At 71.4% G+C, this 26,636-nt stretch carries 21 protein-coding genes and 1 pseudogene; 7 read left to right on the forward strand and 15 right to left on the reverse strand.

Features of this window, described 5'->3' with window-relative positions:
• Positions 1-158: 158 nt before the first annotated feature.
• From ACFWBT_RS21115 to rsmI, 9 genes and pseudogenes are all read right to left on the reverse strand, one after another.
• Entirely contained in the window at positions 159-1,991 is a 1,833-nt protein-coding gene (locus ACFWBT_RS21115) for a PQQ-binding-like beta-propeller repeat protein (protein WP_385702495.1), read from the reverse strand.
• Between the two features lie 79 nt (positions 1,992-2,070).
• Positions 2,071-3,933 (reverse strand): PQQ-binding-like beta-propeller repeat protein, encoded by a 1,863-nt coding sequence (locus ACFWBT_RS21120; protein WP_385702498.1) that lies wholly within the window; start codon positions 3,931-3,933, stop codon positions 2,071-2,073.
• A gap of 414 nt (positions 3,934-4,347) precedes the next feature.
• Positions 4,348-6,153 (reverse strand): ABC-F family ATP-binding cassette domain-containing protein, encoded by a 1,806-nt coding sequence (locus ACFWBT_RS21125; protein WP_385702501.1) that lies wholly within the window; start codon positions 6,151-6,153, stop codon positions 4,348-4,350.
• A gap of 186 nt (positions 6,154-6,339) precedes the next feature.
• Positions 6,340-7,233: a 4-(cytidine 5'-diphospho)-2-C-methyl-D-erythritol kinase gene (locus tag ACFWBT_RS21130; RefSeq protein ID WP_385702504.1), complete on the reverse strand. Its 894-nt coding sequence runs from the start codon at positions 7,231-7,233 to the stop codon at positions 6,340-6,342.
• A gap of 212 nt (positions 7,234-7,445) precedes the next feature.
• Positions 7,446-8,300: pseudogene (gene rsmA, locus ACFWBT_RS21135) on the reverse strand (16S rRNA (adenine(1518)-N(6)/adenine(1519)-N(6))-dimethyltransferase RsmA); the annotation flags it as partial.
• 26 nt (positions 8,301-8,326) lie between these two features.
• Entirely contained in the window at positions 8,327-9,892 is a 1,566-nt protein-coding gene (locus ACFWBT_RS21140) for a ubiquitin-like domain-containing protein (protein WP_385702540.1), read from the reverse strand.
• 477 nt (positions 9,893-10,369) lie between these two features.
• Positions 10,370-11,278, reverse strand: coding sequence for a TatD family hydrolase (locus ACFWBT_RS21145; RefSeq protein ID WP_385702506.1), 909 nt, complete (start codon positions 11,276-11,278; stop codon positions 10,370-10,372).
• A gap of 44 nt (positions 11,279-11,322) precedes the next feature.
• Positions 11,323-11,808: a hypothetical protein gene (locus ACFWBT_RS21150; RefSeq protein WP_385702509.1), complete on the reverse strand. Its 486-nt coding sequence runs from the start codon at positions 11,806-11,808 to the stop codon at positions 11,323-11,325.
• Positions 11,809-12,036: 228 nt separating this feature from the next.
• Positions 12,037-12,894, reverse strand: coding sequence for a 16S rRNA (cytidine(1402)-2'-O)-methyltransferase (rsmI, locus tag ACFWBT_RS21155; protein WP_385702511.1), 858 nt, complete (start codon positions 12,892-12,894; stop codon positions 12,037-12,039).
• 95 nt (positions 12,895-12,989) lie between these two features.
• Here rsmI and ACFWBT_RS21160 point away from each other — a divergent pair, with 95 nt between their 5' ends.
• From ACFWBT_RS21160 to ACFWBT_RS21185, 6 genes are all read left to right on the forward strand, one after another.
• Positions 12,990-14,729, forward strand: coding sequence for a dolichyl-phosphate-mannose--protein mannosyltransferase (locus ACFWBT_RS21160; protein WP_385702513.1), 1,740 nt, complete (start codon positions 12,990-12,992; stop codon positions 14,727-14,729).
• 182 nt (positions 14,730-14,911) lie between these two features.
• The gene (locus ACFWBT_RS21165; protein WP_385702514.1) at positions 14,912-15,526 is read left to right on the forward strand and encodes a hypothetical protein; all 615 of its coding nucleotides are present in this window, start codon (positions 14,912-14,914) and stop codon (positions 15,524-15,526) included.
• A gap of 209 nt (positions 15,527-15,735) precedes the next feature.
• Positions 15,736-17,367: a penicillin-binding transpeptidase domain-containing protein gene (locus tag ACFWBT_RS21170; protein ID WP_385702516.1), complete on the forward strand. Its 1,632-nt coding sequence runs from the start codon at positions 15,736-15,738 to the stop codon at positions 17,365-17,367.
• Between the two features lie 106 nt (positions 17,368-17,473).
• Positions 17,474-19,144, forward strand: coding sequence for a penicillin-binding transpeptidase domain-containing protein (locus ACFWBT_RS21175; RefSeq protein ID WP_385702518.1), 1,671 nt, complete (start codon positions 17,474-17,476; stop codon positions 19,142-19,144).
• 211 nt (positions 19,145-19,355) lie between these two features.
• A complete protein-coding gene (locus tag ACFWBT_RS21180; protein WP_385702519.1) occupies positions 19,356-19,886 on the forward strand; it encodes a YbaK/EbsC family protein in 531 nt (176 codons plus the stop codon).
• Positions 19,883-20,728 (forward strand): EamA family transporter, encoded by an 846-nt coding sequence (locus ACFWBT_RS21185; protein WP_385702521.1) that lies wholly within the window; start codon positions 19,883-19,885, stop codon positions 20,726-20,728. The genes ACFWBT_RS21180 and ACFWBT_RS21185 overlap by 4 nt, the downstream gene beginning before the upstream one ends.
• A 75-nt stretch (positions 20,729-20,803) precedes the next feature.
• On the opposite strand, the gene ACFWBT_RS21190 is transcribed toward ACFWBT_RS21185, so the two are convergent.
• The 6 genes from ACFWBT_RS21190 to ACFWBT_RS21215 all read right to left on the reverse strand — a co-directional run bounded on the left by ACFWBT_RS21190 (position 20,804) and on the right by ACFWBT_RS21215 (position 25,844).
• Positions 20,804-21,964 (reverse strand): serine hydrolase domain-containing protein, encoded by a 1,161-nt coding sequence (locus ACFWBT_RS21190; protein ID WP_385702523.1) that lies wholly within the window; start codon positions 21,962-21,964, stop codon positions 20,804-20,806.
• 76 nt (positions 21,965-22,040) lie between these two features.
• The gene (locus tag ACFWBT_RS21195) at positions 22,041-22,445 is read right to left on the reverse strand and encodes an organic hydroperoxide resistance protein (RefSeq protein ID WP_385702543.1); all 405 of its coding nucleotides are present in this window, start codon (positions 22,443-22,445) and stop codon (positions 22,041-22,043) included.
• A gap of 262 nt (positions 22,446-22,707) precedes the next feature.
• The gene (locus ACFWBT_RS21200) at positions 22,708-23,181 is read right to left on the reverse strand and encodes a MarR family transcriptional regulator (RefSeq protein WP_356461647.1); all 474 of its coding nucleotides are present in this window, start codon (positions 23,179-23,181) and stop codon (positions 22,708-22,710) included.
• Positions 23,178-23,972, reverse strand: coding sequence for an energy-coupling factor ABC transporter ATP-binding protein (locus ACFWBT_RS21205; RefSeq protein WP_385702545.1), 795 nt, complete (start codon positions 23,970-23,972; stop codon positions 23,178-23,180). The genes ACFWBT_RS21200 and ACFWBT_RS21205 overlap by 4 nt, the downstream gene beginning before the upstream one ends.
• Before the next feature lie 59 nt (positions 23,973-24,031).
• Entirely contained in the window at positions 24,032-24,793 is a 762-nt protein-coding gene (gene cbiQ, locus ACFWBT_RS21210; RefSeq protein ID WP_385702527.1) for a cobalt ECF transporter T component CbiQ, read from the reverse strand.
• 1 nt (position 24,794) lies between these two features.
• Positions 24,795-25,844: an energy-coupling factor ABC transporter permease gene (locus tag ACFWBT_RS21215; RefSeq protein ID WP_385702529.1), complete on the reverse strand. Its 1,050-nt coding sequence runs from the start codon at positions 25,842-25,844 to the stop codon at positions 24,795-24,797.
• A gap of 376 nt (positions 25,845-26,220) precedes the next feature.
• Here ACFWBT_RS21215 and ACFWBT_RS21220 point away from each other — a divergent pair, with 376 nt between their 5' ends.
• Positions 26,221-26,577, forward strand: coding sequence for an SsgA family sporulation/cell division regulator (locus ACFWBT_RS21220; protein ID WP_356461641.1), 357 nt, complete (start codon positions 26,221-26,223; stop codon positions 26,575-26,577).
• The last annotated feature ends 59 nt before the right edge of the window (positions 26,578-26,636 follow it).

The raw sequence follows: 26,636 nt of genomic DNA on the forward strand, positions 1-26,636 counted from the left end.
CCCCTGAGCAGGGACGGGGCCGCACACGATGTCTCGGACCGAACGAATTCCGTCGGGGAACGATCACCGCATTCTTTCGAAAATGATCGCCTTACTTCACTCCAAAGATGACCGCTCCATGGTGATCATTTCGAAGGCGAACGCTCCGAAAGGACCGGCTACTTCGTTCCGAAGGCGATCGCCAGGTACTCCTTGTCGTCCGCGGAGGACGGCCTGCCCGCGTAGACCTGGGACATGTACAGGTGTCCGTCGCCGTAGAGGATCTCGGCGTACTCCGGGAGCATGCTGGACTCCGCGTCGCGCGTCGCCTCGGTCGCCGGGTTCTCCATGAGCTTGGTCGCCTTGAAGGAGGTCCCGTCGATCGAGACGATCTGCCCGCCCTTGTCGTACGGCGGCCGCTTGTACGCGAGAAGGCTGGTGCCGTCCATGCGCAGCGGGGTGATGGTGTAGCCGTCGCCGGCGTCCCCGCGCTGGCCGGTCTGCTTTCCGGTGGACAGGTCGAAGGAGACGATCTCGTTGGTCCGGCTGTACTCGCCGGTGCCGTCGTGCTCCTCCGTCGGGATGTACAGCTTGTCGTTGCCGACGGCGAGCGCGGAGCAGTACTCGATCCTCGTGATGCCGTCGCAGCGGGCCGCGTACGTCTTGCCGGGCGCGGAGATCTTCGACCGCAGCTTGCCGGTCTTGTTGTCGATGGAGAAGAAGTCCGAGATGCCGCTGCCGTCACCGGCGGAGTCGCCGACGTCGGCGGCCACGACCAGCGGTTCGGTGGAGACGACGCTGGCGTACTCGATGCCGGGCGACATCTTGTACTCGGAGAGCACCTTCCCGGTCTTCGGGTCGATGGTCTGGATGTGCAGTTGGCGCGTGCTGCCGTACTCGCCGCACTTGCGGACCGCGACCAGCTTGTCGCCGCCGCCGTAACCGGCGTCGTAGCAGCTGTCGCCCGACTTCGGGGCCCACAGGACCTTGCCGGTGGAGATGTCGAACGCGCCGCCGCCGCTGGTGCTGCCCGCGGCGACCGTGTTGCCGCTGACCGTCACGTTGTCGATGTTGATCGGCTCGTCACCGGACTTGACCGTCCGGGTCCACAGCTTCTTGCCGGTGTCGAGGTCGATGGCCGCGAGCCGGCTGCACCCGTGCGAGGGCTGCGCCTTGGTGGGCATGGCCGGCTCGTAGATGATCGCCGTACGGTCGGCGTCCGTGGTGTGACGGCTCGCCTGGCACACCGGGCCGGGGAGTTCGAGCGTCCAGCTCTTGGCGCCCGAGTCCGGGTCGTAGCCGTTGATCTCGGCCACGCCGGTCTTGGCGTACACCTTGTCGGTGAGCCAGGAGCCGGCCGTGGTCACGCTCGTGTCGCCCTTGGGCACGGCCGGCGCGGGGATCTGGAACAGCAGCGAGGAACTGGTATTGGCCGGCGCCTTCTCGTTGCCGCCGGACCCCTTGTCGTCACCGCCCTTGGCGTCGTCGCCCTTGCCGCCGGTGCCACCGCTCGATTCCGCGGAGTTGTTCTTGTCGTCCTTGCCGGACTTGTTCGCGTACAGGACGCCGCCGCCGACGATCAGCGCGACGGCCACCACGGCCGCCACGATGATGAGCATCTGGCTGTTGATCTTCCGCCCGCCGCCCTTCGGAGCCTGCGGCTGCATCGGCATGGTCTGCGGGTGCGGGTAGCCGTACGGCTGCTGACCCGGGGCGCCGTACGGGGCCTGCGGCTGGCCCGGGTAGCCGTAGCCGGGCTGGCCCGGGGGCGGCGTCTGCGGGTAGCCGTACGGCTGCTGCGGCGGGGCCGCGGGCGGAGCGGTCTGCGGGGGCGGGGGCGTCTGCGGGTAGCCGTAGCCGGGACCCTGCGAGGGCGGCGGAGGTGTCGGTGCTCCGAAACCGCCCGGGGGCGGGTCCTGCGGTGCTCCGAAACCGCCGGAGGGCGGGTCCTGCGGTGCGCCGAAGCCGCCGGGCGGGGGCTGGTTCGGCGGTGGCGGGGGCGGCTGGCTCATGACGTGAGTACCTCGGGATGCGTTGGGACGGCGGGCCGGTGTGCGTGCGGGGCGCGAAGGAACTGGGTCCGGGCTAGGGTCACTTGCCGTAGGCCAGCATCAGCTTCTCCTTCGCCTCGTCATTGCCCGTCAGCCGGGTGGTGGAGATGTAGAAGCGTCCGTCCACGTAGTCGACGGCCTTCGAGTAGAAGCCGTTCTCGATGTTCGCGGTGCCCTGCGGGTTCTGGAGCAGCTTGGTGAGCGGGTGGCTGCCGCCGGTCGTCGGAACCGACACGATGCGGCCGCCGCCGTTGTACGACGCCTCGACATAGGCGATGAGGTTCGTGCCGTCCATCTTCAGCGGCATCATCGCCGCGTCCACGGGGGACTTGACGCGCCACTTCTCCTTGCCGGTCGCCAGGTTGAACGCGACGATCTCGTTGGCGCCGGTCTTCTCGTCGGTCGGCAGGTAGAGCGTGTCGGTGTCGGCGACGGCGCCGAAGCATCCGGTCAGGTCACGGCTGAGGATCGCGAAGCCGCACTCGGGCGCGAAGCCGTCGTCGCTCTTGAGCTGCGAGCGCAGGTCGCCGTTGTCCTTCAGCGTGGTGACGTTGACGGTCTTCTTCTTCTCGTTGGTCATGTAGATCACGACCGGGTTCACGGAGTAGGCGCGCTCGACCCGCCAGCCCTTGGGGATCTTCGTCGTCCACTTGGCCTTGCCGGTGGCCGGGTCCAGCTCCTGCACCTCGTCGTGCTCGGTGTCGCGGCCGGCCCCGCAGGACGAGACGGCCACCAGCTTGGAGCCGCCCGCGAATCCCGCCGGGTAGCAGCTGGCGCCGTACTTCTCCTTGTCCCACAGCTTCTTGCCGCTGGAGACGTCGTACCCCGTTCCCGACATCGAGCGGCCGACCGTCAGCGTGTCGCCGGAGATGGCCAGGTCGATCGAGATCGCGCTGTCGAACAGGGCGCCGTCCTCGACCTTCCCGGTCCAGCCCTTGGCGCCGGTGTTCAGGTCGATCTGCTGGAGCTGGTTGCACTTGGCGCTGCTGCTGGAGCCGCTCATGTAGGCGATGACGACCTTGTCGTCGGCCGTCTTCTGCGGGGTGACCGCGCAGATCTTCTGCGGGAACGTCAGCGCGTCCCACGCGGGCTTGCCGTCCCCGACATTGAACGCGAAGAGCTGCTTGTACGCCGCCTTCACCGCGGCCTTGTCGGTGACCCACAGGCCGGGGGCGTCGGCGCCGGAACCGGGCGCGTCGGGCGCCGACTTGTACCAGAGCACCTTCGCCTCGCCCGCCTTGCGGTCCGCGTTCAGGTTCTCCTCGTCCTCCCCGCCGTCACCGCTGCCGTCACCGGGGTTGACCGGATCGTCCGACGCGGACGCCTTCGGGCTCTGGCTCGGAGACTCCTTCGCGACGGGCTTCTTCCCGTCGTCACCTCCGCTGGTGACGGCCCATACGGTGCCGCCGACGACGATGAGTCCGGCCACCGCCGCGGCGATGACGAGCGCGGGCCGACCCTTGAAGGGGTTCTTCGAGCCCCCGCCCGGACCGCCGGGCGGGGGGGTACCGGGCGCGCCCGGGTACGGCGCCTGGGACGGATACCCGTACCCCGGCTGCTGCTGCCCGTATCCGTACGGTCCGGGCTGGCCGTAGGGGCCCAGCTGCTGCGGCTGGCCGTACGGGCCCGGCTGGACATAGGGGCCGGGCTGCTGGGGGTATCCGTAGCCGGGCTGCGGGACCCCGGCGGGCGGAGGAGTGGGCTGGGGCGGGCCCGCGGGAGGAGGGGGCGGGCCCTGCGGCGCGGGAGGCGTGTCGGGGGGCGTGCCCTGCGGTACGCCCTGGGGCGCGCCGAAACCACCCTGCGACCGCGGGTCCTGCGGCGCGTTCGCACCGCCCGTCGGCGGCTGGTCCTGCGGTGCTCCGAAACCGCCCTGCGGCGGCTGATTCGGCGGCTGACTCATCAGCGCTTCCCCCTCTTCACTGATGTGGCGCCCCACCGGGGGCGCTGGATTCGCGCCGCTCCGGGCGGTTCTCAGACTGTTCTCAGACGGCTCTTTCTATCACTTGGGGGGGCGCGGGCAGGGGGCCGGTGCGCGCCCTGTTCCCAAGGGAGGACCGGGCTGTGATGCCGTCGTTACGCGCCTTCACGCGCCCTTCACGCCGGGCGCGCACGGTGCTTCCATCACCGCGAGGGCGCCGCGACGAGGGGCGCGTCATGGAACACCGGAGCGTAGAGCGCGCAGCGCACGCCCTCCTGACGGGCCGTGCGCGCCCGGTGAGTGCGCCCGGTGAGCGGCCTCACGAACCACCGCCCGGGGCGCCTCCGCTCCCGCGAGAGGGCACCCCGGTCGAGGAGGGCTGTGCGCCCGTCTCCGTTACGCGTCCTCCGCCAGCTCCAGCCAGCGCATTTCCAGTTCCTCGCGCTCTCCGGCCAACTCGCGCAGTTCGGCGTCGAGTTGGGCGACCTTCCCGAAGTCGGTCGCGTTGTCGGCGATCTGGGCGTGCAACTTGGTCTCCTTCTCGGAGATCTTGTCCAGCTGCCGCTCGATCCTCTGGAGTTCCTTCTTGGCGGCGCGGGCGTCGGCGGAGGAAGCGGCCTTGACCGGGGCCGGGGCGGCGGCGAGCACGGCGGCCGCGGCCACCTCCTCCATCTTCCGGCGCCGCTCCAGGTACTCGTCGATCCCGCGCGGGAGCATCCGCAGGGTGCCGTCACCGAGGAGCGCGAACACGTTGTCCGTGGTGCGCTCGATGAAGAAGCGGTCGTGGGAGATCACGATCATGGAGCCGGGCCAGCCGTCGAGGAGGTCCTCGAGCTGGGTGAGGGTCTCGATGTCGAGGTCGTTGGTGGGTTCGTCGAGGAAGAGGACGTTGGGCTCGTCCATCAGCAGGCGCAGGATCTGGAGCCGCCGGCGCTCACCACCGCTGAGGTCCCCGACCGGCGTCCACTGCTTCTCCTTGTTGAAGCCGAACGTCTCGCAGAGCTGCCCGGCGGTCATCTCGCGCCCCTTGCCGAGGTCGACCCGGTCACGGACGGCCTGGACGGCCTGGAGCACGCGCCAGTTCGGGTCGAGTTCGCCGACCTCCTGGGAGAGGTAGGCGAGCTTGACGGTCTTGCCGGTGACGATCCGGCCGGCGGCGGGCTGCTGTTCGCCCTCGCTGCGGGCGGCCTCGGCCAGGGCGCGCAGCAGGGAGGTCTTGCCCGCGCCGTTCACACCGACGAGGCCGACGCGGTCGCCGGGGCCGAGCTGCCAGGTCAGGTGCTTGAGCAGCACCTTGGGCCCGGCCTGCACGGTCACGTCCTCCAGATCGAAGACGGTCCTGCCGAGCCGCGAGTTGGCGAACTTCATCAGTTCGCTCTTGTCGCGGGGCGGCGGCACATCGGCGATCAGTTCGTTGGCGGCCTCCACGCGGAAGCGCGGCTTGGAGGTACGGGCGGGTGCTCCGCGCCGCAGCCACGCCAGTTCCTTGCGGACCAGGTTCTGCCGCTTGACCTCTTCGGTCGCGGCGATGCGCTCGCGCTCGGCCCGGGCGAACACGTAGTCGGAGTAGCCGCCCTCGTACTCGTACACCGCGCCCTTCTGCACGTCCCACATCTGGGTGCAGACCTGGTCGAGGAACCACCGGTCGTGCGTCACGCAGACGAGCCCGGAACGGCGCTCGCGCAGGTGCTTGGCGAGCCAGGCGATGCCTTCGACGTCCAGATGGTTGGTGGGCTCGTCGAGGATGATCAGGTCCTGCTCCTCGATGAGCAGCTTCGCGAGCGCGATACGCCGTCGCTCACCACCGGAGAGCGGGCCGATCACGGTGTCGAGCCCCTGCGGGAACCCGGGCAGGTCGAGACCGCCGAAGAGACCCGTCAGTACGTCCCTGATCTTGGCGTTGCCGGCCCACTCGTGGTCGGCCATGTCGCGGATGACCTCGTGGCGGACGGTGGCCGTGGGGTCGAGCGAGTCGTGCTGGGTCAGCACGCCGACGTGCAGGCCGCCGGAGTGCGTGACGCGGCCGGTGTCGGGCTCCTCCAGCTTGGCGAGCATGCGGATCAGGGTCGTCTTGCCGTCGCCGTTCCGGCCGACCACGCCGATCCGGTCCCCCTCGCTGACGCCGAGGGAGACTCCGTCGAGCAGTGCACGGGTGCCGTACACCTTGCTGACGGACTCGACATTGACCAGGTTGACGGCCATTTCTCTCCTGACAAGGGGGACGATCGACCCTCAAGGGTAGTCCGCGCCAGGAGGGCACCGAGCCGTGGCGTACGCCGCCCCGTCCCAGCCGCACGCCCGGGAGGGCGGGGGTGGTGCCCCGGGGAGGCCGGACCCGGTGCGTCAAGGAAGCCGGGGCCGGTGACCAGGGCGGACGTCCGGCCGGCGTCAGAGCACCGTCGCGCCGGGCGCCGGGCTCCCGGTGGCGCGGGCGGAACGGCAGGTGCCCGACGCGAGCAGGGCCTCGGCGATCGTCTGCGCGGACCCCGCGTCCGGGGCGAGGAACGCCGTGGTCGGGCCCGAGCCGGAGACGAGCGCGGCGAGGGCGCCGGCCGTGCGGCCCGCCGCGAGGGTGTCGGCGAGGGCCGGGAAGAGGGAGAGGGCCGCGGGCTGGAGGTCGTTGGAGACGGTGCGCGCGAGGGCACCCGCGTCCCCCTTCGCCAGTGCGTCCAGCAGGTCCTGCGAGGCGACCGGCTCCGCGACGCGGACGCCCTCGTTCATCCGGTCGAACTCCCGGAAGACCGCCGGGGTCGACAGCCCGCGCTCGGCCATCGCGAAGACCCAGTGGAACGTCCCGCCGACCTCCAGGGCACGCAACTGCTCACCGCGCCCGGTGCCGAGCGCCGCGCCGCCCACCAGGGAGAACGGCACATCGCTGCCCAATTCGGCGCAGATGTCGAGGAGTTCGTCGCGCGAGGCGTTCGTGCCCCACAGCGCGTCGCAGGCGAGCAGTGCGCCCGCTCCGTCCGCGCTGCCGCCCGCCATGCCCCCGGCGACGGGGATGTCCTTGGCGATGTGGAGGTGGATGGCGGGGTCGATGCCGTACCGGCGGGCGAGTTCGAGGGCCGCGCGGGCCGCGAGGTTCGTCCGGTCGAGGGGCACCTGGGCGGCGTCCGGGCCCGCGCAGGTGACGCGCAGCTCGTCGGCCGGGGTGACCGTGACCTCGTCGTACAGGCCGACCGCGAGAAACACGTTGGCCAGGTCGTGGAAGCCGTCGGGGCGTGCGCCGCCGACCGCGAGCTGGACGTTGACCTTGGCAGGGACGCGTACCGTCACCGTCACGGCTGGGTCGACTCCTCGTTCTCGGCGTTCTCGGCGCGCTCGGCGTTCTCGGCGCGCTCGGCGTTCTCGGCGCGCTCGGCGTTCTCGGCGTTCTCGGCGCGCTCGGCGTTCTCGGCGCGCTCGGCGCGCTCGGCGCGCTCGACGCCGCTGTCGTCGGCGTTCGCGTCGCGGTACCGGCGGGCGCCCTTGGTGTCCCCGACGTTCGCCTCGCCGCGGTTCTCCGCGATCCGGGCGAACTCCTCGACCGTCAGGGACTCGCCGCGCGCCTGCGGGGAGACACCGGCGGCGACGAGCGCGGCCTCGGCGGCGGGGGCCGAACCGGCCCATCCGGCGAGGGCGGCGCGCAGGGTCTTGCGGCGCTGCGCGAAGGCCGCGTCCACCGCCGAGAACACCGCGCTCTTCGCCGCGGTCGTGGAGATCGGCTCGGCGCGCCGGGTGAGCGCCACGAGCCCGCTGTCGACGTTGGGGGCCGGCCAGAAGACATTGCGTCCGATGGAGCCGGCCCGCTTCACCTCGGCGTACCAGTTCGCCTTCACGGACGGCACGCCGTACACCTTCGAACCGGGCGCCGCGGCGAGCCGGTCGGCGACCTCCGCCTGGACCATCACGAGGGTGCGCTCGATGGTCGGGAAGGTGTCGAGCATGTGCAGCAGCACGGGCACGGCGACGTTGTACGGGAGGTTCGCGACCAGCGCGGTCGGGGGCGGGCCCGGCAGCTCCCGGACGTGCATGGCGTCCGAGTGCACGAGCGCGAACCGATCGGCCCGGTCCGGCATGCGCGCCGCCACCGTCGCGGGGAGCGCGCTCGCGAGGACGTCGTCGATCTCGACGGCGACGACCCGGTCCGCCGTCTCCAGCAGGCCCAGCGTCAGCGAGCCGAGGCCGGGTCCCACCTCCACGACCACGTCGTCGGGCCGCACCTCCGCGGTCCGTACGATGCGGCGCACCGTGTTCGCGTCGATCACAAAGTTCTGGCCGCGCTGCTTGGTGGGCCGTACGCCGAGGGCTGCCGCGAGTTCGCGGATGTCGGCGGGGCCCAGGAGGGCGTCGGGGGTGGGGCTGGTCACGAGCCAAGGGTACGGGGGGACGCGGGTCAGCCGTGCAGCCGTGGCCCGCAGTGCGGCCAAGGACTCGCCCCGCGCCGCACGTACAGCTTCTTCGCCCGGAGGGTCTGTTCCGCGGCCGGGGCGTCCTGGGGGCGCCCGCTGCCGCCCAGGGCGTGCCAGGTGTGGGTGTCGAACTGGTAGAGGCCGCCGTACGTGCCGGACGGGTCCACCGCGCCGGGGCGGCCGCCCGACTCGCACGCGGCGAGGCCGGACCAGTCCAGGTGGTCGGCACCGTCGACGGCCACGGGATGGGGCTTCGTACCGACCCTGACCAGCTGGACCTGCGGCTCCCGCACCACCTCGGACCGGACGCGGCGCGGCCGCTGCCGGACACCGTTGACGGTCCGCAGGGTGTAGGTGACGCGCCGGGCTCCGAAGCGACCTGGGCGCTCGACGACCTCGATGCCCTTGAACAGTGAGGAGTCGTCCGTCCTCCGCACCTCGAACGGGATCGGCTCCTCGCGGACCTCTCTGGTCCCGGTGACGCGCAGGACGGTGACGGTCTGGCCGTCCCGCGGGAAGCTCCCGGCCGCCACAGAGGTCGTGTCCTGTCCGTGCAGGGTGATCCCGGCCTCCTCGATGGCCTCCCCGACGCTCGCGGCGTTCGTGCGGATCGTCCGCGCCCGCCCGTCGGCCATGATCGTGACCGTGCGCTCGGTCCGCACGTGGAGCGCCAGGCCCTCGCGTCCGATGCGCTGGGAGCGCGAGGTGGACACGTAAGCGCCCTCGGCACGCACCCCCAGCTGTCGGAGCGCTCCCTCCACGGTGTGCGCGGTCGTCCACACCCTGCGCCGGTCTCCGTCGAGCGTGAGGTGCACCGGGCGCCCGTAGCGCACCGCGACCTCGTCCCCGCTGGCGAGGGCCGTGCCGGGTGCGGGCGCGACGACGTCGTGCGGCCCCACCTTCACGCCTTCGTCGGCGAGCAGTTCCGTCACGTCGTCCGCGAAGGTGTGCAGCGTGCGCGGTCTGCCGTCGACGCTGAGCTCGATCGCCTTGTCGTTGGCGACGAAGGCGGAGGTACCGCCGGCCAGGAAGGCCACGACCAGAGCCTGCGGGAGCAGCCGGCGCAGGGCGTCCGGGCGCTCGGTGGCGCGCTTGCGGCGGGCCGCGCGGCGCGCCTCGGCCCGCCCGCCGGTCGCACGCACGCCGTCACGCCTGTCCGTGCCGTCAGGGCTCCCGGCACCCCCGTACGCCTTGCGCGCCCCCGGCAGGGCACCTCCGCCCGCGGGGGTGGCGACGGCCGCGGTGTCCGCCGACTGACGCGGGAGGCGGGGTTCGGTCGGCGCATCGGGCGCGCCGGACACTCGGCGCACGGCGAACGCACCGCGTGCGCCGAAGGCCCCGGGTACGCCGGGTACTCCGGGTACTCCTGGCGCGGGGGGCCCGTCGGGCACGGCGGGCCCGGGCGGGCGCGCCTCGTAGGCCGGGCGGTAGGGGTCCGGGTAGCCCTGGCCGTACGGCTCGTAACGCGCGTGGTCCGCATGGCCGGAGTACTCCTGATGGCTGGAGTACTCCTGATGGCCGGACCGCTCCGCGTAGCCGGAACGGTCCATGTAGCCGGAGCGGTCCGCGTAGCCGGAACGGTCCGCGTAGCCGGAACGGTCCGCGTGGCCGGAACGGTCCGCGTAGCCGGAACGGTCCGCGTACGCAGCCGCCGTCACACCAGGCGCACCAGGCGCACCCGGCGCACGGGCCGCACGGACCACGCCGTCCCCCTCGGGGCCGTCGAGCCCGTCCAGCCCGAAGGGCACGGTCGGTGCGTCCGGTGCGGCGGGCGCACCGGTCACGGGGGCGACGCCGGTGACACCGACGACGACCGTGGTGGCTTCTGAGCCACCGGTCGGTCCATACGTCTCGTACTGCTCGTACCGCGAGCTGCTCACGACGACACGCTCCAGGGGTCCGGATCGGGCGACCAGAACCTAGCGGAGCGGTCGTCACTCTCCCAAGTGACGCGACTACGCTGTGTCGCGACACTCCCCTGCGAAAGACGCTCGTTCGACCAGGGAGAGCCCTGGGACCGTTATGGGTCAGTAATCGAAGGCGCGCGCGGTGTTGGCGGAGACCGAGGTCGCCAGCGTGTCTTCGTCGATGCCGCGCACCGCGGCCATGGCGCGCACCGTGACCGGAATGAGATACGGCGCGTTGGGCCGTCCGCGGTACGGCGCGGGGGTCAGGAAGGGCGCGTCGGTCTCGACGAGGACGAGTTCGAGCGGGGCCACGGCCAGCGCGTCGCGCAGGTGCTGGGCGTTCTTGAAGGTCATGTTGCCGGCGAAGGACATGAAGTAGCCGGCGCGGGCGCAGATCTCGGCCATGTCGGCGTCGCCGGAGTAGCAGTGGAAGACGGTCCGCTCGGGGGCGCCCTCCTCCTTGAGGACGCGCAGGACGTCGGTGTGGGCGTCGCGGTCGTGGATGACGAGGGCCTTGCCGTGCCGCTTGGCGATCTCGATGTGGGCGCGGAAGGAGCGCTCCTGCGCCTCCTTGCCCTCGGGTCCGGTGCGGAAGTAGTCGAGGCCGGTCTCGCCGACACCCTTGACCTGGGGGAGGGCGGCGAGACGGTCGATCTCCGCGAGTGCCTCGTCCAGCGCGGCGTCGCCACCCGGCTGCCGGGACCAGCCTCCCCCAGCCCCAGGGGGCTGGGAGGTGCCCCCAGGGTCACCGTGCACGATCCGGGGCGCTTCGTTGGGGTGCAGGGCGACGGTGGCGTGGACGGCGTCGTAGGCGGCCGCCGTCTCGGCCGCCCAGCGGGAGCCGTTCACGTCGCAGCCGACCTGGACGACCGTCGTCACGCCGACGGACGCGGCCTTGGCGAGGCCCTCCTGGACCGTGCCGGACTGCATGTCGAGGTGGGTGTGCGAGTCGGCGACGGGAACACGCAGGGGCTCGGGGAGCGGGGGTGCGGCGTTCTTGTCGGGGGCGGCGGAAGCGGAGGAAGGCATGCCCCGATCCTACGAAGGGGGCACGCCCGGCCTCACCTCGCGGGTCAGCCCGCCTTGCGGTGCTGGAACGGGTGCAGGAGGTCCGACAGATGCCAGTGGTGCGGCTCCTCGGGGGTGGCCTCGGGGGTCGCGGAGGACTCGGCCGGTGCGGCCTCCTCGGGGCCCTTCCGGGGCCGCCGGGGCGCTGCCGGGCGAGGTTGCCGGTGCGTCAGGGAGTGCATGGAGTCGAGAACGGAGGACACCTGGCCGGCGCGCATGATGCGCACCACGTGGCTGTCGCAGTTCAGGCAGGTGGGCCGGCTGAGCGGCGACGGCACGACGTGCCCGTTCGCCACGTACGTCACGAACTCGCCACCTTCCGCGTCGCGGTGGTGCTCGATGTCGTACGACTGTTCCCAGCCGTGCCCGCAGCGCATGCAGGCGAAGGAATACGATTCGTGGACAACGGCCGTCGCCGCGCTGCGATGCCCGGTCTGTTCGGTGACCTGACCAGCGGCGATACCGCCGGTCCGTCCTGTGGTCTCACTCATGCCAGCTCCTCTTGTCCGCTGGACAAGCGCCTTCGTCGACGGAATTCCCCCTGAATTCCATCGATGCGCCGAAGGCGAGGGACGGGTGCGTCCCTGCTTCCAGTGGACGCTTCTCCCGGCGCGAACGCATCAGGCCTGTCGAGTGTTGGAGGCGTCTTGGCCTTTCCTTGTCGGAAGGCTCCTCCTACCCGGCCTGAGCTTTGCTTTTCACGATAGTCCTTTGCCCTTCTATGGGGCGCTTCGTGCGGCGTTCTTTGCCGCGACGACCGCATCGAAGACGTCCCTCTTGGGAATTCCGGCCTCCGCGGCGACGGCGGCGATCGCCTCCTTGCGCCGCTCCCCGGCCTCCTCGCGCACCTGCACCCTGCGCACCAGCTCGTCGGCGTCCAGTTCCTCGGCACCCTTGTCGGGGGCGCCCTCGACGACGACGGTGATCTCGCCGCGGACACCCTCGGCGGCCCAGGCGGCCAGCTCGCCCAGCGGGCCGCGCTTGATCTCCTCGTACGTCTTGGTCAGCTCGCGGCAGACGGCGGCGCGGCGCTCTGTGCCGAGGACCTCCGCCATGGCGGCGAGGGTGTCGTCGAGCCGGTGGGGCGCTTCGAAGTAGACCAGCGTCCGGCGCTCCTCGGCGACCTCCCGCAGCCGGGACAGCCGCTCGCCCGCCTTCCGGGGCAGGAAGCCCTCGAAGCAGAAGCGGTCGACGGGCAGGCCGGACAGCGCGAGCGCGGTGAGCACGGCGGACGGCCCCGGTACGGCGGTGACCTTGATGTCCTTCTCGACCGCGGCGGCGACCAGCCGGTACCCGGGGTCCGACACGGACGGCATTCCGGCGTCGGTGACCAGCAGCACCCGCGCCCCGCCGGCCAGCGCCTCGACGAGTTCCGGGGTCCGGGCGGCCTCGTTCCCCTCGAAGTACGACACGACGCGCCCCGTCGGCTGGACACCCAGGGCCTGGGTGAGCCGGCGGAGCCTGCGGGTGTCCTCGGCGGCGATGACATCGGCCCCGGTCAGTTCCGCGGCGAGCCGTGGCGGAGCGTCGGAGATGTCGCCGATGGGGGTGCCTGCCAACACAAGGATTCCTGTCACGGTTCCATCCTCGCAGGGGCGCGGCCCGGCAAGCTCATCCGACCGGAAGGGCCCGGGCACGGGACTCCCACAGACGTGTTCCCTACGATGGCGCGGTGACCAGTACCGCGTCCTCCACGGACACCCGGCAGGGCCAGGCCGCCGATGAGCAGCGGCCGTCGTGGCAGCAGCGGCTGCGCCGATTCGGCTACACGGCGCCGCCCAGAAGTGATGTGCGCGACCGGCTCGTACCGCCGTACGTCGAGCCCGGCCCCGGGATCTGGGCCGCTCTCGGGCTGCGCCGGGAGGTCGCCGACCGGTTCAACCGCTGGTCGGGCTGGGGCGGCCCGATCCTGGTGACCCTGCTCGCCGGGCTGATGCGCTTCTGGAACCTGGGCAGTCCGAAGGCGGTGATATTCGACGAGACGTATTACGCGAAGGACGCCTGGGCACTCATCCACCGCGGTTACGAGGTCAACTGGGCGAAGGACGCCAACGACCTGGTCCTCCAGGGCAACGGCAACGTGCGGATCCCGACCGACGCCGCCTATGTCGTGCACCCGCCGGTCGGCAAGTACGTCATCGGGCTCGGCGAATGGATGTTCGGGTTCAACCCCTTCGGCTGGCGGTTCATGACGGCACTGCTCGGCACGCTGTCGGTGCTGCTGCTGTGCCGGATCGGGCGGCGGCTGTTCCGTTCGACGTTCCTCGGCTGTCTCGCGGGCACGCTGATGGCGGTGGACGGCCTGCACTTCGTGATGAGCCGCACCTCGCTGCTCGACGGTGTGCTGATGTTCTTCGTGCTGGCGGCCTTCGGCGCGCTGGTCGTCGACCGCGACAGGGCGCGGGCCCGACTGGCGGCGGCGCTGCCCACCGACGCGGACGGCGTGGCCCACCCCGACGCGCACACCGCCGAGACCACCCGCCTGGGATGGCGGCCCTGGCGCTGGACGGCGGGCCTGATGCTGGGCCTGGCCATCGGCACCAAGTGGAACGGGCTGTACATCCTCGCCGCGTTCTGTGTGATGGCGGTCCTGTGGGACGCGGCCTCGCGCCGGGTGGCGGGCGCCCGCCACCCCTACGTGGCGGCCCTCAAGCACGACACGGGCATCACGTTCCTGGCGACGGTCCCGGTCGCCCTGTCCGTGTACCTGGTCTCCTGGACCGGCTGGATCCTGTCGCCGGACAACGGCAAGGGCGGCTACTTCCGCAACTGGGCCGTGACGGACGGCAAGGGCGGCACCTTCGCCTTCCTCCCGGACTGGCTGCGCAGCCTGTGGCACTACGAGCACGAGGTCTACAAGTTCCACGTCGGGCTGTCGTCGCCGCACACCTACCAGTCCAACCCGTGGAGCTGGCTCGTCCTCGGCCGCCCGGTCTCGTACTTCTACGAGTCCCCGCTGCCCGGCAAGGACGGCTGCCCCGCCGACGCGGGTGACAAGTGCGCCCGTGAGGTGCTGGCGCTCGGCACGCCCCTGCTGTGGTGGGCCGCCTGCTTCGCGATCCTCTACGTGCTGTGGCGCTGGGCCTTCCGCCGCGACTGGCGGGCGGGCGCGATCGCCTGCGGCATCGTGGCCGGCTATCTGCCCTGGTTCATGTACCAGGAGCGCACGATCTTCTTCTTCTACGCCGTCGTCTTCGTGCCGTTCCTCTGTCTCGCCGTCACGATGATGATCGGCGCGATCCTCGGCCCACCCGGCTCCGGAGAACGCCGCCGAGTCGTCGGCGCCGTGGGAGCGGGCGTCCTGGTCCTGCTGATCGCCTGGAACTTCATCTACTTCTGGCCGATCTACACGGGCCAGGCGATCCCCATCGACCAATGGAGATCCCGGATGTGGCTGGACACCTGGGTCTAGCCGGGCGGATACACCAGGAGGGCACGGCAACCTGCCGGGCCCTCCTGGCCGTTTTCGGCCGTCGGCGGCACGCGAACGACGGAGGACGGGTTGTACGAGGCCGGCAGGGGACAGAGGATCGGCGTCGTCGACGCTTTCCGCCGCAGCCGACGGAACGACAAGTGCCCCGCAGGGATGCATCCGTGACAGACCCGGAAGACCGAGAGCAGCAGGCGGATGTCACCCGCCGACTTCTGTACCACCTGAACGCCCCGGTCGCAGCCCACTGCCGCCTGCGCGGCGTCCTGCCCGCCCCCGGTGCCGTACGGATCGCCATCCGTGCCGGAGAGGGCGAGCACGTCATGAACCTGCTCTACGAGATCCCCAACGACACGGTGACCCCTTACTGGATCCCCGGCCTGCTGCGTACCGTCCTGACTGGACCCCGGATCCACAGCAGCGGTGACGTCGACGAGGTCATGGGGATGACGCTCATCCGCCTGCGCCCGGAGGAGATCACCCCGGACCCGGAACCCGAACAGGGCCGGGCACTCACCGTCGTGCGGGCCCTGTCCGACCCCGGCGACGACGAGAACCCCTTCCTGATCGGCTTCCTGATGCACGGCGACGGCCTGTTGCGCCTGTACGTGCAGCGTCCCGACCGGCCCGGCGTCATCGGCGCGGACATCCGCCTGACGGAGACGCCCCACACCGCGCTGATCGCTTCGGTGCCCTCCCTCCTCGGGGAAGAGCAGTACCAACGGCCGTCCCCGGACGACCCGCACTGCGATCTGCTGGTCGACCTGACCGACTGGTAGAGCCCTCGGCCCGGCGCGGGGCGGAGGATCGCGAAGGGCCGCGATCCTCATCGGCGAACGCTGTTCACGTATGTGAATCGATGCATAGGGCTAACGATTCGGCGAAGGTCTGCACCATGCGCCCCACCCGCGCCTACAGTGCGGGGTGGACCGGCTTTTCTGAACGCGTTCAGAAGTTCGGAGAAGGGTTCACGGGGAGGGATCGCGCGATGCGCAAGGGGGCAAAAGCTGCCGTCATCGGCAGTGTGTTCGCGGTGATGGTGGGCGGCGCCGGGTACGGCGCCTACAACGTGGTGACCGCTATCAGCGGGGACGGCGGTGGTCGCGCCGACGGGCCCGCTCCGGTGGAGACCGGACCACCGAGCGGCACCGAGATCAAGGAGACCAGCCGCGCGTTCTTCGCGGCCTGGGAGAAGGGCGACGCGGCCGACGCCGCGGCCCGCACGAACTACGCGTCGAACGCCGAGCGACTGCTCACCGGTTACCGCGACGACGCGCACCTCACCGACGTGAGGATCACGCCGGGCACGCCGTCCGGGGCGACCGTGCCGTTCTCCGTCAAGGCCAAGGTGTCCCTGGACGGGAAGAGCAAGCCCTTCTCGTACGACTCCGAACTGACCGTCGTCCGGGGGGAGACCACCGGGAAGGCGCTGGTCGCCTGGAAACCGTCCGTCCTCCACCCGGAGCTGAAGGACGGGGACACCCTGGTCACGGGCGAGTCGTCGAGCCCAGCCATCGAGGCCGTGGACCGGAACAACGTTGTCCTGACGAAGGAGAAGTACCCGTCGCTCGGGCCGATCCTGGACGCGCTCCGCGAGAAGTACGGCGACACGGCCGGCGGCTCCCCCGGCATCGAGCTGGCGATCCGGCACGCGGGCGAGGAGAGCGGCGGCGACACGACGCTGGTCACCCTCGCCAAGGGGCGGGCGGGCAAGGTCCGTACGACACTCAGCGCGAGCGCGCAGGCCGCGGCCGAGAAGGCGGTCACGGGATACTCCGAGTCCTCCGTGGTGGCGGTGAAGCCGAGCACCGGCGAGGTGCTGGCCGTCGCCAACCACCGCAAGGACGGCTTCAACGCGGCCTTCCTCGGCAAGCTCGCGCCCGGCTCCACGATGAAGATCATCAGCGCGGCGACCCTCATCGACAACGGCGTCACGACGGCGAACGGTCCCGCGCCCTGCACGGACACCGGGGTCTGGCAGAGCCAAACCTTCCACAACCTCACGGGCATGAAGCCGCAGGAGAACGCCACGCTCTCCGACAGCTTCGCGCGCTCGTGCAACACCGCGTTCGTGAACTACGCGGACGAGGTGAAGGTCGACTCGCTGACCGACGAGGCCCAGCTGCGCTTCGGGCTCGGGCAGGACAACTGGAAGACCGGCATCGCGTCCTTCGACGGCTCGGTGCCCGCCTCCGGAGGACCGGACACGGCGGCCAACATGATCGGCCAGGGCCAGGTCCAGATGAGCCCGCTGAACATGGCGTCGGTGACGGCGACCGCGATGACGGGCGTCTTCCGGCAGCCGGTCATCGTGCCGCGCTCCCTGGACGACCGTGAACTGGCCACCGCGAAGGGTCTGTCCAGCAGCACGGTCGCGCAGCTGCGCTCGATGATGAACCGCACGGCGGTCAGCGGCACCGCCGCCACGGTGATGCATCGGCTCGACGGCTCCATCGGCGCCAAGACCGGCTCCGCCGAGGTCGACGGCCAGGCCGTGTCCAACAGCTGGTTCACGGGATACCGGAACGACATCGCGGCCGCCGCCATGACCCAGGAGGGCGGCCACGGCGGAGACGCGGCCGGTCCGATCGTCGCAGCTGTGCTACGAACGGGCGGCTGAAGTCGCTCCGCACAGAACGGGACCCTAGGGTGGGCCTTCTCGTTGAGGAGCGAGAGGCACGGGGGTGTGTCACGGGGCATCAGGGGACGGCGGAGGGCTGAAAGCTGTGGGCAAGAGAAGGCGCGTCGCCGAACGGCGGAAGACGAAGCAGCCCGCCGTACTCGGCGGAGTGATCGCCGTGGCCGTCGTCGGCGGGGCGTTCGGTGCGTACAGCCTGTACGGCAGTGGCGCGGCCGCCGACGAGGGGACCACGGCCACCACCCGCAAGACCGTCAGGACGGGCCCGCTGTCCGCGGCCGAGATCCGTCTGGCGTCCTCCGCCTTCCTCACCGCCTGGCAGAGCGGCGACGTCACCGCGGCCGCCGCCGCCACCGACGACGCGACGGCCGCCACGACCACGCTGGCCGGCTACGGCAAGGACGCCCACATCACCGGCGTGACCCTGAAGCGCGGCAAGCCGTCGGGCGCCGACGTCCCGTTCGACGTCAAGGCCACCGTCACCTACAAGGGCAGGACCAAGCCCCTGACGTACACGTCGAGGATGACGGTGGTGCGCCGGGCGAAGGACGGCGCGGCGCTGGTCGGCTGGAAGCCGTCCGTCGTCCACCCGGACCTCCAGGACGGCGACCGGCTGGTCACCGGGGCGTCGGGGACCCCGCCGGTCACCGCGCTCGACAGCGAGGGCGGCGAGCTGACCGCCGCCACGTACCCCTCCCTGGGGACGGTCCTCGACGGACTGCGCGAGAAGTACGGCAAGACGGCCGGCGGCAAGGCGGGCATCGAGCTGCGCGTGATCCGCAAGGCCGCGAAGAAGGGCGCCCAGAAGACCCCCGACAAGACCCTGGTGACGCTCAGCGAAGGCACCCCGGGCACCGTGAAGACGACGCTCAGCGCGACCCTCCAGGCGGAGGCGGAGCGCCAGGTGGCCGCCAAGGAGAAGGCGTCCGTGGTCCTGATGCGCCCCTCGACGGGCGAGATCCTCGCCGTCGCGAACAGCGGCCACGGCTTCAACACCGCCTTCCAGGGCTCCCTCGCGCCCGGCTCCACGATGAAGGTCATCACCGCCTCGCTGCTCTTCGACAAGGGTCTGGCCTCGGCCGACAAGGAGCACCCCTGCCCCAAGACGTCGACGTACGGCGGGTGGAAGTTCCACAACGACGACGACTTCGAGATCAAGAACGGCACGTTCAAGGCGAGCTTCGCGCGATCCTGCAACACGGCCTTCATCAGCCAGGCGAAGAAGCTGAAGAACGACGACCTGACCAAGCAGGCCCAGCAGGTCTTCGGTCTGAGCAGGAACAACTGGGCCGTGGGTGTGCCGTCGTTCGACGGCGCGGTGCCGGTGCAGAGCGCCGCGCAGATGGCCGCGTCGCTGATGGGCCAGGGCGGGGTCCGCATGAACCCGCTGAACATGGCGTCCGTCGCCTCCACCGTCAAGTCCGGCACCTTCCACCAGCCGTACCTGGTGGCCCCGTCGGTCGACCACCGCACCCTGGCCACGGCGTCCCGCACCCTGTCGGCGTCCACGCTCTCCCAGCTGCGCGAGGTCATGCGGTACACGGCCGCCGCCGGCACCGCCGCCGAGGCCATGTCCGGCCTCGGCCCCGACTACGGCGCCAAGACCGGCTCCGCCGAGGTCGACAACCAGAAGAAGCCGAACGGCTGGTTCACGGCGTGGAAGGGCGACCTGGCGGCGGCGGGCGTCGTCCAGCAGGGCGGCCACGGCGGCAGCACGGCCGGGCCGATCGTGGCGGCACTGCTGAAGTCGGGCAGCTGACTCCCCCGAACACACCTCATCCCCGGGAACACACCCTCCCCGGCCACGGGCGTCGACGACCCGGACGAGGCCGCCCGGTCGGCCTTCCCTCCCACACGCCGCGTCCCTCGTCGACGCCCCGGTGGGGGAATTCCGGTGGGACCGAGCGGCCCCGGCGACCTGCACGGGACCCGCTCGCGTGGCGCGTACACCGACCGCTAGCGTGCCTCTCATGACCGCCACCGATGAGAACGCCGGCGAGGGGCAGCCCCCCGCCGAGAACGCCGTCCACCCCCTTTTCGCCGAGGCCCTGAGGGCGTTGGGGCTCGACGAGGTGATCGGGCGCGTCCGTCGCTTCCCCGGCGCGACCCGCAGCGCCGCCGAGGCCGCCGCCGCGATCGGCTGCGAACTGAGCCAGATCTGCACGTCGCTCTTCTTCGCGGCGGACGGGGCTCCGGTGCTGCTGCTGTTGGACGGCTCGGCGCAGGTCGACATGGAGCTCGTCCAGCGGGAGCTGGGCGCCGAGAAGATCACCCGGGCCGGGGCGCACCTCGTGCGGGAGTCGACGGGGTACGCGACCGGCGCCGTACCGCCCTTCGGACACCGTACGAAGATCCGTGTCCTGGTGGACCGTTCGCTGCTCGACCACGACACGGTGTGGACCTCGGCGGGCACCTCGTACACCGTCTTCCCGATGGACCCGAAGAGCCTGATCGCCCACGCGGGCGGCACGCTGGTGGACGTGCGCGAGCCCATCGCGTGACCCCCCTCGTCACCGCGGCGGTGCTGCTCGCGGCGGTCACCCACGCCAGCTGGAACGCGATCGCGCACCGCATCACCGACAAGCTCGTCGGCTTCACGCTGATCGCGGGCGGCGGCATGCTGATCGGTCTGGTCATGGTGCCGTTCGTGGCGTTCCCCGCGTCCGGGGCCTGGCCGTACCTCATCGCCTCGGCCCTCATCCACATCGCGTACTACGTGCTGCTGATGCGTTCCTTCCGGCTCGGCGACTTCGGGCAGGCCTATCCGATCGCGCGGGGCACCGCCCCCTTGGTCGTCACCGTGCTGGCCGCGGTCTTCGCGCACGAGGTGCCCGACGGGTGGGCGGCCTCCGGCGTCGCGCTGTCCTGCGCGGGGCTGACGGGTGTCGCCCTGTGGGGGCTGCGCGGCCGTCGGCCCAACTGGGCGGCGATCGGCGCCGCGCTCGCGACGGGCGTGTCGATCGCCGCGTACACCGTCGTCGACGGTCTGGGCGTGCGCGCGTCCGGCAGCTCCCTCGGGTACATCGCCTGGCTGATGGCGATCGAGGGCGTGGTGATCCCGGCGTACGCGCTGCACCGCTGGCGCGGTGGGACGGTCTCGGCGCTCAGGCCGTACGCCGCCGTCGGCTTCCTCGGCGCGGCGCTCTCCGTCACGGCCTACGGGCTGGTGCTGTGGGCCCAGACACGGGCCGCACTGGCTCCGATCGCGGCCCTGCGGGAGTCCTCGATCATCGTGGGCGCCGCCATCGGGGCGATCTTCTTCAAGGAACGGTTCGGAGCGCCCAGAATCGCGGCGGCGGGACTCCTGGTCGTGGGGATCGGCCTGATGCTGCACGCCGGGTAGGCGGCTCGCGGCGAACGCGACCCGCCGTGGACCGCCGTGAGCCCGCCGGTCGGGGAGGCGTCCTCGGTCCGGCGGCTACGCGTCGACGGTCGTCCGTACGGCCCGTACCAGCGCCTGCGCCCGCGCGTCCGCCGTCACGCTCGTGCGGAAGCCGTTGGTGACGTATCCGAAGGCGATGCCCGACTCGGGGTCGGCGAAGCCGAGGGCGCCGCCGCGGCCGGGGTGGCCGAAGGAGCCCGGGGAGAGCAGCGGCGACGCCCCGCCGTGGAGCATGTAGCCGAGGCCGAACCGGGTGTTGACGACCAGGACCCGGTCGGGTCCCGCGGACTGTTCCGCCCGCGCGGCCGCCACCGTCTCCGGTGTGAACAGCCGTACGCCGTCCACCTCCCCGATCAGCGCGGCGTAGAAGCGGGCGAGGCCGTCGGCCGTGGCGATGCCGTTCGAGGCCGGCAGGACGGCCGCGCGGTAGGCGGGATCGTTCTCGTCGGGCATCGGGGTGATCGCGGCGAAGGCGCGGCGGGTGAGGCTCTCCGGGTCGGCGTACGCCTCGGAGACCGCCCGCTTCGGACGGGTCTTCAGACCGCCGGGCGTCGACAGCGCCTCGACCTGTGCGACCCGCCCCACCCGGCCGGCCGCCGCCTCCGGAAGCCCGACCCACAGGTCCAGGTCCAGCGGCCGGGCGATCTCGTCCGCGATCCACCGGCCGATCGTGCGCCCGGTCACCCGCCGGACCAGCTCGCCGGTCAGCCAGCTGTACGTCTGCGCGTGGTACCCCTGCTCGGTCCCGGGCTCCCACACCGGCGTCTGCGCGGCCACCGCGGCGGCCGCGAGGTCGAGGTCGGCGGCCTCGGCGGGGGTGAGCGGACGGTCGAGGACGGGCACTCCGGCCCGGTGCGCGAGCAGGTGCCGCACGCGCGTGTGCTCCTTGCCGCGCGCCTTGTACTCGGGCCAGTACTCGCCGACCGGCGCGTCCAGGCCGAGGTGACCGCGCTGCGCGAGCAGCAGGAGTACGGCGGCGGCGACGCCCTTCGTCGCGGAGCGCACGATCTGCGCGGTGCCGCGCTGCCAGGGCTCGGTGCCGTCGACGTCGCGGGTGCCGCCCCACAGGTCGACGACCTTGCGCCCGTCGCGGTACACGGTGACGGCGGCGCCCCGGTCCCCCAGCGCCGCGAAGTTGCCCGCGAACGCCTCCCTGACCGGCTCGAAGCCCTCGGCCACTGTGCCGTTCACGTCCACGCCCGCGCTCCCTGTCGCCTCACCACTGCCAACACTGAGTGCAACACGCGTCCCCGGCCTTCGATTCCCAGGGCCCCTAGCCCAGTACGATCGTGACCTCGATGTTGCCGCGGGTGGCGTTCGAGTACGGGCAGACCTCGTGCGCCGCGTCCACGAGCCTGGTCGCCACCTCCTGGTCGACGACGGGGAGCGAGATACTCAGGGCCACCGCCAGTCCGTAGCCGCGCTGCTTGTTGGGGCCGATCCCGACCTTCGCCGCGACCGTGGAACCGGAGAGGTCGTAGCCGGCGCGGCGGCCCACCAGCACCAGCGCGTTGTGGAAGCAGGCGCTGTACCCGGCCGCGAACAGCTGCTCCGGGTTCGTGCCGTTCCCGTCGCCGCCCAGCGCCGGGGGCATCGCGACCTTCAGTTCGAGCTGCCCGTCCTGGCTGGTCACATAGCCGTCCCGGCCGCCGTGCGCGGTGGCCTCGGCGACATACATGATCTTCGTCGGACGGGTGTCGACAACGGCGCCGTCGATCACGGCAGGACCTCCCCCTGAGTGGACAACACAGAAGTGCACAAGTACATCGTGCACAAGGTACTGGCCGGTATGGAGCCCGGAATGCCCAGGGGGGCGGAAACCGCGGACAGCCGACAGGGCGAGGCCCCGAAGCACCGGGCAGGGCGAGGTCACGAAGCCCCGGACAGGCGAGGTCACGAGCCCCGGGCAGGGCGAGGCCCCGAAGCCCCCCCCCGGCGGGTCAGCGGCCCCGGGCCGCCGCACCCTCCGCGCGCTCCGTCAGCAGCCGGAGCTCCTCGCGCAGGCGCGTGACGTCGGCCCCGCTCATGCCGGTCGCCGTCAGCAGGGCCTGCGGCACCTCCTCCGCGCGCTCCCTCAGCAGTTCGCCGCGCCCGGTGAGGGCGACGCGCACGGAGCGTTCGTCGTGCGCCGAGCGCTCACGGCGCACCAGCCCCGCCGACTCCAGCCGCTTGAGCAGCGGAGACATCGTGCCGTAGTCGAGGTGGAGGGCACCGGCCAGTTCCTTCACCGTGGTCTCGCCCCGCTCCCAGAGGACCAGCAGGACGAGGTACTGCGGGTAGGTGAGGCCGAGCTCCTCCAGCAGCGGGCGGTACGCGGCGGTCACGGCGCGCTGGGCGGCGTACAGCGCGAAGCACAACTGGTCGTCGAGCAGCAGCGAGCCGTCCGGCGGCCCGACGTCCTCTTGTTTGGTCACGCCCCCATTGTCACGGAGCGCGGGTCGAACCCGAAGGGCAGCTCCAGACGGTGGGTGCGCATGAGCTCGTCGTCGGAGAGCAGGTCGCCGGTGCGGCCGTCGGCGACGATCACGCCGTCGCTCAGGACGAGGGAGCGCGGGCACAGTTCGAGGGCGTACGGCAGGTCGTGGGTGACCATGAGCACGGTGACGTCCAACGAGCGCAGGATGTCCGCGAGTTCGCGCCGGGAGGCGGGGTCGAGGTTGGAGGAGGGTTCGTCGAGGACGAGGATCTCGGGCTCCATCGCCAGCACCGTCGCGACGGCGACGCGGCGCCGCTGCCCGAAGGAGAGGTGGTGCGGCGGGCGGTCGGCGAAGGCCTCCATGCCGACGCGCTCCAGAGCCGTACGGACGCGTTCCTCCAGTGCGTCGCCCTTCAGCCCCGCGGCGGCAGGACCGAAGGCGACGTCCTCCCGCACGGACGGCATGAACAACTGGTCGTCCGGGTCCTGGAACACGATGCCGACCTTGCGCCGGATCTCGGCCATGTGCCGCTTGCCGACCGGGAGTCCGGCGACCGTCACCGTCCCGGCGCCGCCGGTCAGGATGCCGTTGAGGTGCAGGACGAGGGTGGTCTTGCCGGCGCCGTTCGGGCCGAGCAGCGCGACGCGCTCGCCGCGCCCGACGGTGAAGTCGACGCCGAACAGGGCCTGGTGCCCGTCGGGGTAGGCGAAGGCGAGGCCGGATACCTCCAGCGATGCGGGCACGGCGTGCGTCCCCCCGGGCGTCCCTCCGGACCTGTCCTCGGTCATCCGCTCGGGCATCCCCTCAGCGCTCTCCACAGCCGTCTCCCCAGGTGTACCGGCAGACATCACAGCGTCCATCCCAACAGACATACGACCAGGGCGGCGAACGGAAGGGCGAGGGCGTACGACCACTGCGCCCGGGAAGCGGTCACCTCGTCGATGACCGGCATGGAACCGGCGTACCCGCGGCTCACCATGGCGAGATGCACGCGTTCCCCGCGCTCGTAGGAGCGGATGAACAGCGCGCCCGCCGACTTGGCGAGCACTCCCCAGTGCCGCACGCCGCTCGCCTCGAAACCGCGCGACTCCCGGGCGATCCGCATGCGCCGCATCTCGCCGGTGATGACATCGCCGTACCGGATCATGAAGGAGGCGATCTGCACGAGGAGCGGCGGGAGCTTCAGCCGTTGCAGTCCGAGGAGCAGTTCACGCAGTTCGGTCGTGGAGGCGAGGAGGACGGAGGCGGCGACGCCGAGGGTGCCCTTGGCGAGGACGTTCCAGGCGCCCCACAGGCCGTCGACGCTCAGGGACATTCCCAGCACGTCCACCCGCTCGCCCTCCGCCACGAAGGGCATCAGCACCGCGAACGCCACGAACGGGATCTCGATCAGCAGCCGCTTCAGGAGGAAGCCCGCCGGTACGCGGGCCTGGCGGGCCACCACCGCGAGCAGCGCGGCGTACAGCGCGAACGCCCACATCGCCTCGCGCGGGGTGGAGACGACCACGATCACGAAGCCCAGGGTGGCGGCGAGCTTGGTGTGCGGCGGGAGGGCGTGCACCGGCGAGTGCCCGTGCCGGTAGAGCTTGTGGGCGTGGCCCGCGCCCACCTCAGACGCCTTCCGGCACGGAGGTGGGCGAGCTGTCGGACGTACGGCGCCTGCGGACCGCCCAGAAGACACCGGTGCCGGCGACGACGGTGACGCCGACGCCGATCACCCCCGCGAGACCGCCGGAGACGCGGGCGTCGGAGACGTCCTTGACGCCGTATCCGGCGAGCGGCGAGTCCTCCGTGGCGTGCTTCTCGACCTTCGCGTCGATGCCCTTGTCCTTGGCGACCTTCTCCAGGCCGTCGGGGTTGGCGGAGGCGTAGAAGCTGACGAATCCGGCGAGGACGAGGGAGGCGCCCAGGCCGGTGATCCACAGTTTGCGGTGCGAGGAGCGCGCGGCGACGGGGGCGACGGGCGCGGGGGTGTCGACCAGCTCGCCGTTCACCCGCAGCTTGAGCCGCTGCTGGAGGCCGCGGGCGCCGTACACGAGGTCAGGCCGTACGGCGATGACGGCGCCGACGGTGAGCGCGGTGATCGCGGCCTCGCCGACGCCGATGAGGACATGGACGCCGATCATGGCCGTGGCGACCTTGGAGATGGCGACAGGGGTGGTGCCGCCGATCGCGTAGAGGAAGGTGAAGGCGAGGGCGGCGGCCGGAACGGACAGCAGCGCGGCGACGAAGGACGCGACGGTGATCGAACGCCGCTTGCGGGGCAGCACCTTCACCAGGCCGCGGAAGACGGCGTACGAGACGACGGTGGTGACGATCGCCATGTCGGTGATGTTCACGCCGAGCGCGGTGAGGCCGCCGTCCGCGAAGAGGATGCCCTGCATGAGCAGGACGACGGAGACGCAGAGGACACCGGTGAAGGGGCCGACGAGTATCGCGGCCAGGGCGCCGCCGAGCAGATGTCCGCTGGTCCCGGCGGCGACCGGGAAGTTCAGCATCTGCACGGCGAAGATGAAGGCGGCGACGAGGCCGGCGAGCGGCGCGGTCCGTTCGTCGAGTTCGCGGCGGGCACCCCGCAGGCTCACGGCGATGGCGCCGGCGGCGACCACTCCCGTGACGGCGGAGACCGGGGCATTGATGAATCCGTCAGGCACATGCACCGTTCGATGATAGTGCCTTGTTGCGAATGACTTGCAAGAGCGATGAGCCCACGAATAACCCGCGACGGGCGTGAACCAGCGAGCAGTTCACGCCCGGCGCGGTCGGCATGGCGGCGGACGGGACGACGGGAGCGGTTCCGTCCGCCCGGCTCACGTCGGCATGATCCGCCCAGCCCGCCCGGCTTCCGTCGGCATGATCCGCCCCGCGGAACGAATGTGACCGCCGACGCACACATGCGCGCGCCATGACCGGGCAGGCGTTCTTGAAGGAGATGGTCACGGGCGGCCGGAGAGCGGTTTCCGTGAGATGTGCGACATTGGAATAGTGACGGATTCACAGCTTCCGCATATGTGACACAGCGTAAGGAGTCGGTTCATGCATGCTGTCGAACAGTACGCACGCGCCCATATCGTCACCGACACCGCCGACTCCGCCGACGACGAACACCGGGCCGTCCCGGTGGCCCTCCGGTACGACCCGGAGGCCGACCCTCGCCAGGTGCACATCACGCTGCCCGGCCCCCACGAGTGGGTCTTCGACCGCGAACTCCTCGAACAGGGCCTGCGCGTCCCCGTGAGCAGCGGCGACGTCCGCATCTGGCCGTGCGGCCGCGTCCAGGCCGTCCTCGAGTTCCATTCGGCGCACGGGGTGGCGGTCGTGCAGCTCGACACGAAGGCGCTCATGCGCTTTCTGCGCCGTACGTACACGGCCGCCACCCCGGTGGCTCACTGACTGCCCGTCGGTACCTCGCCGAGTGACCGGCGAGGTCTCACCGATGAGGCACCGGTGAG

It is taken from the genome of Streptomyces sp. NPDC060027, assembly GCF_042737005.1.
In the GTDB taxonomy this organism is placed as follows: Bacteria; Actinomycetota; Actinomycetes; order Streptomycetales; family Streptomycetaceae; genus Streptomyces.